This window comes from Novosphingobium profundi (assembly GCF_018491765.1).
GTDB lineage: Bacteria > Pseudomonadota > Alphaproteobacteria > Sphingomonadales > Sphingomonadaceae > Novosphingobium > Novosphingobium profundi.
The window spans coordinates 1-8,477 of record NZ_JABWCU010000050.1 but is presented as its reverse complement, the minus strand read 5'-3'; the positions used below and the strand labels follow the sequence as shown (position 1 = coordinate 8,477).

Genomic DNA, 8,477 nt, shown 5'->3' with positions numbered 1-8,477 from the left:
ACTCGACATCTTGCCGATCGAAGCGGGGCTCGCTCGTATCGCTGTCAGACGCAACGCCGCAGCAAAGCGCATCATCAAACCAAAGGCGACCTAGCCACGGCCACTGCGGCCTTCACCGGATGGGTACGCTTCAGCTGCACGCGACACCTGACAATAGGAGCATGCAAGATTGCATCGGAGGGTCGGAATTAGGATCAGATAGTCGAGCTCACCAGGATGGAAACGGCGCCGCTGGACGGCAAGCTTATGCGAAAGTCGGCCAAGCTCACCTTCCACAAGCAACCCGCCCTCTACGAGGCGTTCCCGCTCACTCGAAGTCAATTCGCCCGCATTCGCGCTTTCCCGCAGATCATGATCGGACAACAAAAAGCGTCCCGCAGCGTCGACATGAAGGACATGCTTGCCAATAGCGCGGGTAGCCCAATGCATGGGAGAAGCTTGGCCAGCCACAGCTTTACCGTCCGCTGAAGCGATTGCAGCACTGCATCCGCTGTTTGTTGACTTATCCACGTTGCCGCCTCTTCGTGGATGCATCCAAATATTGAACGCATGTCCACCTAAACCCTACGCGCTGCTCTCGAACGAAGCAGGGATCGGAGTCAAGCGTTATGCGCTGTGAATCTAACGCACTGACTTAACGACGTTAAAGCGAAAGTCGGCTTATTTTGCGCGGCGCCTTAATGTCGTCGAACTCCGGTCCTATGTAGATGCCCTCAGATCAGTCCCTTCGCTCGCAGAGACACATGCCCCTCTCGGCCGATAATCACGTGGTCTTGGACTGTGATGCCCATCAAACGACCAGCCTCAGCAATGCTGTGAGTGAGGTCGATATCTTCCCTGCTTGGTTCGGGATTTCCACTGGGATGGTTGTGAACCAAGATCAAACCCGAAGCGCCACAATCTAGAGCGTGGTGTATCACCTCTCTCGGATGCACCGAAGCCTCGTTGATCGTCCCCTCGCTAATGTGCTCATCTCGGACCAGCTTGTTCCGCTTGTCCAGATACAAAACGCGAACGCGTTCTCTGGTAAGGTGCGCCATGTCGATCGACAGATAATCGATCAGAACATGCCAACTGCTGATGATAGGTTGGTCACGGAGTTGGGCTCGCGCCATTCGCTTTGCTGCTACTGCGCCGATCTTGATGACGCCAGCGCTTGCCGGGCCGATGCCTGGTACGCCCAACAGCGCTGTTGTGTCGGCATTCAGCACGGCGGGCAGAGAACCGAACCGCTTGATAAGGGCTTTCGCTAAAGGCTTCGTGTCTCCGCGCCTGCGGGCCCCAAACAGCATGAATTCCAGCACTTCATAATCGGCGAGTGAATCAGCGTCTCCATCCAGCAGACGTTCGCGCAGTCGAGAGCGGTGACCTATCCCGTGAAACTCTGGGTTTGGCTCTCGATAAGGCCTTCGTGTTCGCGATCTTGGATGGTCCAGTGCCTCGTGATCGAGGGTTCGATGAGCCATTCGGTTTTCGCGTAGGACTGTGGCTTTGCTGCCCAGCAGCTTCGACCAGAAGCTCTTGGGGGGCTCGAGTTCGATGGGCTCTTCGACCGGAACCTTAGTTGGCCGCAGCGGACGGATGGCGTCGTTGATCTGTTGGCAGATCTCAATGGCGACCCGATCTTGGGGGAATGCGAACAAGCTCTGTCCGCCCAGGATGCCCTTACTTGAGCGCTCAGCAAGCTCAAGAATTTCGGATCCCGGGTGCTGCATGCGAATTTCACCATGATTGCCAAGCGAGCCAAGACATATCCAGTCAGCGAGCTTTTCACTGTCGATCACCCCGATAGTTCCGAGCACCGATAGGATAGATGGAAGCTCAAGATCTCCAGTTTTTTGCGAGTCATGCGGAGGAATGGTGATCTCAAAATGCAGCAGGGGCAGGGCCAGTCCAATAGATGACAATGCCCCCATGAATTGGGTGCGCATTTTCGCTGCGGCTCCTGCATCTAGTCCGACAAAGGAGATACAGGGGCGTCCCGAAACTACCTTGCAGTCAATCGCGAGTAGCGAGAGCTCTGGTTCGAATGTTGCCGAAAAAGCCGTAGCCATCAATTAGAAGCCGCCAAATTAGTCAATGGACATGAAAGTCCCCGATTTTGGCAGAATTGGTTATAAGAGTAGCGCTCATTAAAGAAATATAATCTTCGGATTGCCGTAAATTGATCTGCTCGGTGTCAACGCCAAGGTCGCGCGAGGCCCAGGCCGATCAGGTACTCGCCAACATCGAGGCCATTTACGGAAAGTTTTGCCAGCGTGCGTCCGTAGCGATCCTTTGCCCGCCGATTGATTTTGACCGTGCCAGTCGTGAGGAAAGTTTGCAGGGCGTTCCTCGACTTGGTGCCGAGGGCGTAGTCGCACCAGGAAGGGTTTCGGGATGTGGCTAGCCGTTTGCGCTGGGCTGATCGGCAGCGTGGTGAACCTGCCACTTCGGGGGCGTCGATCTCGACTAATCGAACCCGCTCACCGTCGCAGAGGCGGATAGTGTCACCGTCATGGATCGATCCGATGCAGGCGACAGCAAGGGCAATGGGCATTAGTTCTCCATTTTTCTCTTGTTTGTGACCTTGAAGTACGAGTTTCGGTGAATCGCTAGGTACGCGCACTGAGCAGCCTTAAATGGCTCCACAGTTTCCAGGCCGTCAAATCCCCAGGACGACCAGACATCAGCCGGCAAAAGGGGCGACTTCAGTACCGTCCCGTCATTGTCGAAGCTGATCAAGCCGCGGTCAAATAACCGATCCACATGCGGTGACAGCAGTAAGCCATTGCAGCCATCCAGCTTTTCCTGATCGCTACAATCGCGCCACGGCTTAATGTGGCTGGCAATCAGGAAGTGTGGATCGCTTACACCTGTCAGACGACAGCACTTTTCATTGAGCCTGACATTGGCTTTGAACACGCCTTGGCCGCGTCGCGCTTGCACCAACTGCAACTTTCGGGTCTCACCAATATCCGTGCGTCCCTGAACAGCTTCCTGCGCCTTCTCATCGGCAATCTCGTTCTCGTCGTCGACAAGCTCTTCGGCAGTCAAGTTTTCGAGAGACAAGTCCATTTTGTTTAGGAGAAAATGGGCAAAACCTTCCGACAGCTCAGCAAGGTAAACCCCCTGGTTGCCGTTCCCGTTATGCTGCAAAGGTGCGTACTTTGGGGCCAGGTGACGGCGAAGATCCTCAATGTACTCTTTAGGCCTAATCGGTCGCGCGACCTCTTCGAACTCCACTGGAACCAACCAGCCTTCATCGCTCCACTGGTCGCCTACGCTGCCAAACGCAGGTTTGCTAGCGGATTCAGCAGCCCCTTGTGCGATGCCTACAGCCTTGATCTGCGTGTCGCAAAATGACAGCACCAAGTCGCCGGCCTCCACCTGGGTCATGGTGTCGTAAAAGTGGTTACGGGCACCGTCCTTTCGGCGCTTAGGCGACCATAGGAATCCGCCCTGGACTTCGTGCTTATAGGTTTGGTTCTGATTGACCCACCAGTACCGCATACTCACACCGCGCTGATTGTGTTGTTTGTCAGTAGGCGGCCTATGGCCTCCGCAAAGGGGACATTAGCAGGTGCAAAGTCCAAACTTCGCAGCTGGTCCCCCGCGACCCAGCGCGCCACATCATGCAGGCTTAGCTGCGACATCTCCGAGATCATGCGCACTTGAACAGCACTCAGGTGGATCGAGCCGCTTTGGTAAGCGTGGAGGCTAACGCAGCCTGACTACCCAGCAGCGAAGCGCACGCGAAAACGAGCGCAAATAGACGCAGAACGAATTTCATTGTTTGCCCCCCTTATGTCGCCGCCTCTAAAGATGACATGGGTGTGATAGCCTTGAGCTTGTGCCGCCCTCAAGTGAAATTAGATACATAGATGTGGGCGCGAGCGAGATAGCCACTGCTAAGCTGACCCATCGAAAAGTCCCTGGGCGAGCCGCTGATCTGGTATCACGCAGCCGCGGAGCGAATGTCGGCTTACCCTGGACCGTCTCCGGCTAGCTGACATTCGGGAAAGTCCCACCAGCGGCCAGTCCAACCACCTCGATCGAGCTTCTGATCGATGGCTAGCCTAACGATGCCCCGCGTCCGCCTCATCCATCTCTTTTACCCAGCTCTGCAACGCATCCATGATCCGCCGGATGAGAACATCGTCCTGATCGCCGAGCAACTGGTTGCAATCATCGGCGAACTCACGGCGCAGCTTCATCGGCATGGTCACGATACTGGCGGTGATGACCGCCTCGATACGGCGCAGGTCCAGGGTATTCATGGGATTGATCTCCTTTCGTGATTGTCGGGACGTTCAGCCCTTCTCGAAGAGCCCGCGCAGACTGGCGTAGGGCACGAGGGTGATCGCCCCCACCTTGACGACGTCGATGCGCCCTTCGGCGATGAGCTCGTAGAGCTTGGAACGCCCGATCCCGGTGAGCCGACAGGCCTCGGGTATGCGCACCGAGATGGGCTCGGTCGGGGCTTGGGCCTTGTCGCTCATAGATCGAACTCCTGCTGGATTTCGGGTTTGGGGCCTTGGCCCGATGCCTTGCCCTTCGCGGCAAGCTCACCGGCCATGCGCACGAACTGCTCGTAGCGAAGCTTGCCCAGGTGCCGGGTCTCGGCGTCGAAGGCGGGGTGGTGCGCGGTCATCGTGAGCTGATGGCGTACCAGCAAACCAACCACTTCGGTGAGATGCGCCATCTGCCTTTCGAGGGCTTCACTGGCCTTCACCTGACGGGAAAGCGTCGCCCCGAACTTTGCTTCGATCGCCTGCCCCTCCTCGACCGCAAACCACGCGGTCAGCGCCTTGGTCAGAACATCGGTCTTCGAGCTCTCGGGCGCGGCGGCGGCCACCTCGAGCTTGGCCGAGAGAACGTCGGGCAGGTAGAACTGATGGCGGGTCTTGGTCGTCTGCATGCATACGAGGATGCACCGGCGCGCCATGGTCCGACAGAACCTCTCCGGTGCCAGCTGGGGCCCCTGCCGATTTACATGCCGATTTCCGGACCGCGATCGCGGCCCTTGCCGATGGTCCAGCTGATTGCGCCTCCCCTCTGGATTCCCGAGACAAAGCGGCCCCGCTCACGTTCGAGCACCGGCTGCCAGGGAACCAGCGTGAAGTCGCGCGAACGCGCGACCACCGCAAACTTGTCCTCGCCAATCTGGACGGGCTGCTTGTAGACGCCCTCCAGATACCCGCCCTTGCTCTGCGAATAGTCGAGGCCAAGCTCCTTCGCGAGCTGCCCGGCGACGCGCGCCAGTTCGCGCTGTTTGAGACTGGCGATCAGGTCGGGCTTGTAAACCATCGCCTCCCCTTCCTGGCGGGCCAGGTCCTGTTCGATCAGCCACTGCTGACGCCGTGCGAGCGCATCGCGGATTTCGGCGCCGATCCTGCCCTCGAGCTGCAGCCGTCCGGGCTCCAGGCATTTGCGGTCAAGCCAGGTCGGACCGTCGTGACGGGCAAGGCTCGTCAGGTCGCGCTCGGTTACCACAGAGACTTGCACGGGCTGGCGCTGGCCACGGGCCTGTTCGTAGCCCTCGACGAGCGCGGTGTGATCGCGTCCGATCGCCCAGCTGCCATCGCTCGCGCGCTCCAGCTTCCGGGTCGCCTTGCGGATCGCTTCGAGCCTGCGCACATGCGCCTCGGCAAAGGTGCGCGTCGCGCCCGGATCGTGAGCCTGGTGCGCGGCGATGCTGTAGCGCCCTCCATTCGCCTCAGCGACCTCCATGATGGTCTTGTCCGAGGCGCGCAGGCCGTGGCGGCTCGGCGCGATCTCGACCAGGCGCCCGGTCATCGCCCCGTCGGCCAGATCATGGCCCAGATCGACGTAGTGCGAGCGCCCGTCGGTCGCCTCGACGATGAGGTAGTGGCGATCGCGGATTTCATCGGAGAGCCCGCGCGCCTGGATACGGCCAAGCAACTCCTGGCCCTTGCCCGGTTCGTAGATGGCATAGTCGTGCGGGAGCACCTGCGGGGTGGCTTTCAGCTCGCGGTGCATGGTGGCGATGATGTCGTGGCGCGTTCCCATTGCCCGCAGCGACGCTTCCAGCCCCTCTTCGAGCCGGTAGCGCCCTTTGCCCTCCTCGTGGGCCAGTCCCATGCGCTGGAGCGTGCCGAGCCGCGCGGCGCGCAAGGCCTGCTCGGCCGGGTCGCAGTGCCAGGCTGAGGCCATACCGTTCTCGTCGCGATCGCGCAGCAGGCGGCGGTCGATCCCGGTGAAGCGTTCCTGGCTCACTTCGCGTGCGTTGCCTTGCGCGATCTCGTGCTCGGTGCGCGGGCCCAGATCGCGGTTGACGATGTCGCTCGCGCGCCCGGCGATGCCGTGGCGGATGTAGTCGCGCGCGATGATCAGATTGTGCCCGCTTTCATCGACGCCCCGCACGACGATATGAGTGTGGGGATGGCCGGTGTTGAAGTGGTCGACCGCGACCCAGTCGAGGCGCGTGCCCAGGTCCTTTTCAACGTCCTTCATGAGATCGCGGGTCAGTGACTTGAGGTCCGGATACTGCGCCCCGTCCTCGGCCGAGACGATGAAGCGGAACTGGTGGCGATCGTAGGTGCCGCGTTCGAGGAAAGCCTTGCCGTCGACCTCATCGCGATCGGGGCTGTAAAGATCGCCGCGTTCGCCCTCGCGCGTGGTGCCGTCGCGCTGCAGATAGCGCAGGTGCGCGGTGGCGGCTTTGCCGCCCTTCCCCACCAGCTTCACGAAGCGCGCCTTGACGATCACGCGCCGGGCGCGCGGATTGGAAAAACGCCCGGCGTTTCCCAGTACCGCTGCGATGGTCGATCCGCGTCCGATCCGGCTGCCGGTAAACCGACCGCGGGCCCGGGCCTTGCGGGCTCCGTCCCCTCCGGCCTGGTTGACCGCGCGGCGCAGGTCGTGGCGAAGGGGGCGCTCCTTACCCATATGGCCAAGCCAGACATCGAAGTCGTCGTCCATCAGGTACACCTCCAGGTCCAAAAGACCCGATGAGGGAGGACCGCCCCAACGCTTCAAGGTCCTCCACCGGAATCTCGCGCCAAACCCGCGCAAATCCACGCGATTTTCCCGCGCAATCTCGTCGTGGAGGCACACGAGCATCGCCAAGCGCACCTAATCTCCCACAAAAACGATGTGCAGACAGACAGTTAGCAGGGGTCGCGAGACACCTGCCTTTACCTTGCCTTACGCCCTATCCCCCTCTCCTGCGATCACCCCCGCCTGCCTCCCCTCGCCCGACCAGCCGAGGATACGGCCTTCACGATGTTCTTACTATGTTCTACATCAGGGCACCCGCATCGAGTCGCATGGAGGCATGGCAGCATGGGTGTTCACATTGAGGGTGGAGGCAAATCGAGCCTGCTGCTGACAGGCGATATCAAGACGCGTCTCGAGGTCCCGGCGCGTGGGATTACCGAGGGGTTTTCGCTGGCGTTTTCGGATGGAACCTTGCTGCGTGGGACGTTCCAGGATGATGCCTCCAGCTGCCGTTTTGCCCTCGCGGTCGAAGGCGCGGCACAGGTTCGCATCACGCGTCACGAAGACGGCGACCGGGTCGATCTGGATTGGGATTTCGAGTGGATCACGCTCGCTTGCGGCCAGGAAACCCTGCAGCCTGTCGCAGCGAATGCGGACGAGGATGTGCTGCAGCTGACGCTCGACATCGTGGTCGAAGAGAGCGTTTGAAGGGGAAGGGAAGCCAGCCGATCAGCTGGCTTCGCGGGCGGTCTCCTCGAGCTGGGCGATGCGTTCGGAGCACACGGTCTGGACGACGCGGCCAAGCTCCTCGACCTGATCGCCGAGCCAGGTCAGCTCTTCCTCGCTCACGGTGTAGTGCTTGGAGTAGCGTGCCTTGACGTAGGCTTCCTTGAGCTTCTCGAACATGCCGCGCTGCCAGCGGTTCTCGCGCGGCCAAGCGTAGATCAGACGGGGATCGAGACGCTCGGCCTGCGTACGCAGGAACGCCAAATTGTGGACGTGCGGGGTGTAGAAGGTCGAGACCAGGAGGACGCAGTGGTAGAGGCGTTCGGTGGCCTGATGCAGCATGAAAGCCGCATCTTTGTTCCACCCGCGCTTTAGATCGTCAGAAAAGTTCACATGCGCTCGGAGGGCACTGGGATACCACTCCTCGTAGTACTCCTTGGCCAGATCCAGCGCGGCATGCGGGGTCTTGGGCTTAGGGGTCGCCAGTTCGCTGTCGTCGGCCTCGTAAAGCGCGATGCCATCGCGGGCGATGTCCATGAAGAAGTACCGGCCCTGGGCGAGCCCGTCGTTCACTTCCTGCATGGTGTGGACGATGAAATTGACCGGCGTCTTGAGGCTTTCGGTGATGCCGTATTCGCGCATCAGCCGTTCATCGACGCGGGTCCAGTACTTGACCCGGTCGGTCAGCCGCTTGTCGCTGACGATCACCAGCAGATCGTAGTCCGACTTGTAGCCCTTGGCGGTGTGCGGCTCGTCGATCCAGTTGCCCCGGGCATAGCTGCCGTAGAGCACGATCTTGAGGATGCGCC

At 60.2% G+C, this 8,477-nt stretch carries 10 protein-coding genes; 2 read left to right on the top strand and 8 right to left on the bottom strand.

The features are described 5' to 3' along the window. Positions 1-216: 216 nt before the first annotated feature. Positions 217-468, top strand: coding sequence for a hypothetical protein (locus HT136_RS25735; RefSeq protein ID WP_214202614.1), 252 nt, complete (start codon positions 217-219; stop codon positions 466-468). A gap of 245 nt (positions 469-713) precedes the next feature. Here the strand turns inward: HT136_RS25735 and radC are convergent, their stop codons facing one another. From radC to HT136_RS25700, 7 genes are all read right to left on the bottom strand, one after another. Beyond that, positions 714-1,931 (bottom strand): RadC family protein, encoded by a 1,218-nt coding sequence (gene radC, locus HT136_RS26680; protein ID WP_343222327.1) that lies wholly within the window; start codon positions 1,929-1,931, stop codon positions 714-716. A gap of 248 nt (positions 1,932-2,179) precedes the next feature. After that, a complete protein-coding gene (locus HT136_RS25725) occupies positions 2,180-2,539 on the bottom strand; it encodes a thermonuclease family protein (protein ID WP_214202613.1) in 360 nt (119 codons plus the stop codon). Next, entirely contained in the window at positions 2,539-3,378 is an 840-nt protein-coding gene (locus HT136_RS25720; protein WP_214202612.1) for an HNH endonuclease, read from the bottom strand. The genes HT136_RS25725 and HT136_RS25720 overlap by 1 nt, the downstream gene beginning before the upstream one ends. Before the next feature lie 680 nt (positions 3,379-4,058). Then, positions 4,059-4,259, bottom strand: a complete 201-nt coding sequence (locus tag HT136_RS25715) for a hypothetical protein (protein ID WP_214202611.1) — start codon at positions 4,257-4,259, stop codon at positions 4,059-4,061. A gap of 33 nt (positions 4,260-4,292) precedes the next feature. Then, positions 4,293-4,481: a helix-turn-helix domain-containing protein gene (locus tag HT136_RS25710; RefSeq protein WP_214202610.1), complete on the bottom strand. Its 189-nt coding sequence runs from the start codon at positions 4,479-4,481 to the stop codon at positions 4,293-4,295. Then, on the bottom strand, positions 4,478-4,900 hold the full coding sequence (locus tag HT136_RS25705; protein WP_214202609.1) for a CopG family transcriptional regulator: 423 nt from the start codon (positions 4,898-4,900) through the stop codon (positions 4,478-4,480). Before HT136_RS25705 ends, HT136_RS25710 begins: the two co-directional genes overlap by 4 nt. Before the next feature lie 71 nt (positions 4,901-4,971). Continuing rightward, positions 4,972-6,924 carry a DUF3363 domain-containing protein gene (locus HT136_RS25700; protein WP_246544476.1) on the bottom strand — a complete coding sequence of 651 codons (1,953 nt, stop codon included), beginning with the start codon at positions 6,922-6,924 and terminating at the stop codon, positions 4,972-4,974. A 363-nt stretch (positions 6,925-7,287) separates the two neighbouring features. Here HT136_RS25700 and HT136_RS25695 point away from each other — a divergent pair, with 363 nt between their 5' ends. Continuing rightward, complete coding sequence (locus HT136_RS25695) at positions 7,288-7,650, top strand: hypothetical protein (RefSeq protein WP_214202608.1); 363 nt, start codon at positions 7,288-7,290, stop codon at positions 7,648-7,650. Positions 7,651-7,671: 21 nt separating this feature from the next. On the opposite strand, the gene HT136_RS25690 is transcribed toward HT136_RS25695, so the two are convergent. Next, a partial coding sequence (locus tag HT136_RS25690; RefSeq protein WP_214202607.1) for a HEPN domain-containing protein occupies positions 7,672-8,477 on the bottom strand: 806 nt, incomplete at its 5' end.

Coding starts and splice junctions, on each gene's coding strand:
- HT136_RS25695 (WP_214202608.1), top strand. CDS start 7,288: ATGGGTGTTCACATTGAGGGTGGAGGCAAATCGAGCCTGCTGCTGACA.
- HT136_RS25710 (WP_214202610.1), bottom strand. CDS start 4,481: ATGAGCGACAAGGCCCAAGCCCCGACCGAGCCCATCTCGGTGCGCATA.
- HT136_RS25705 (WP_214202609.1), bottom strand. CDS start 4,900: ATGCAGACGACCAAGACCCGCCATCAGTTCTACCTGCCCGACGTTCTC.
- HT136_RS25725 (WP_214202613.1), bottom strand. CDS start 2,539: ATGCCCATTGCCCTTGCTGTCGCCTGCATCGGATCGATCCATGACGGT.
- HT136_RS25735 (WP_214202614.1), top strand. CDS start 217: ATGGAAACGGCGCCGCTGGACGGCAAGCTTATGCGAAAGTCGGCCAAG.
- radC (WP_343222327.1), bottom strand. CDS start 1,931: ATGCGCACCCAATTCATGGGGGCATTGTCATCTATTGGACTGGCCCTG.
- HT136_RS25715 (WP_214202611.1), bottom strand. CDS start 4,259: ATGAATACCCTGGACCTGCGCCGTATCGAGGCGGTCATCACCGCCAGT.
- HT136_RS25720 (WP_214202612.1), bottom strand. CDS start 3,378: ATGACCCAGGTGGAGGCCGGCGACTTGGTGCTGTCATTTTGCGACACG.
- HT136_RS25700 (WP_246544476.1), bottom strand. CDS start 6,924: ATGGACGACGACTTCGATGTCTGGCTTGGCCATATGGGTAAGGAGCGC.